We start from the raw sequence: 395 nt of genomic DNA, 5'->3' as shown, positions 1-395 counted from the left end.
CGAGCTGCCGCACTACGGCCCGCTCGCCGGCACCGCGCAGGCGCAGAAGGACTACGCGGTCACGATCGTGCGCAACTTCCTGTATTCGACGCTGATGAGGCATCTGTGGGGCGCGCTGACGGGCTCCACCGACGAACAGCTCGCCGCGATCGCCGCGAAGTCGATCAAGGAAACGCAGTACCACGTGCATCACGCGGGCGAGTGGCTGATCCGCTTCGGCGACGGCACCGACGAATCGCACCGTCGCGCGCAGGCCGCGCTCGACTATCTGATGCCGTACACGTACGAGTTCTTCAGCGCGGACGCGGTGGAAGACGCGATCGCCGCGGCGGGCATCGGCCCGCGCACCTCGGCGCTGGAAGCCGCATGGCTCGACGACGTGCGCGCCACGCTCG

1 protein-coding gene is annotated in these 395 nt (G+C 68.9%); it reads left to right on the top strand.

Translation table 11 applies throughout. The features are described from left to right. A partial coding sequence (locus tag ACLFKU_RS44335) for a Phenylacetic acid catabolic protein (RefSeq protein ID WP_410853467.1) occupies window positions 1-395 on the top strand: 395 nt, incomplete at both ends.

This window comes from Paraburkholderia sp. EG304 (genome assembly GCF_046543485.1).
Lineage (GTDB): Bacteria > Pseudomonadota > Gammaproteobacteria > Burkholderiales > Burkholderiaceae > Paraburkholderia > Paraburkholderia youngii.
This window is presented reverse-complemented; position numbering and strand designations above follow the sequence as displayed.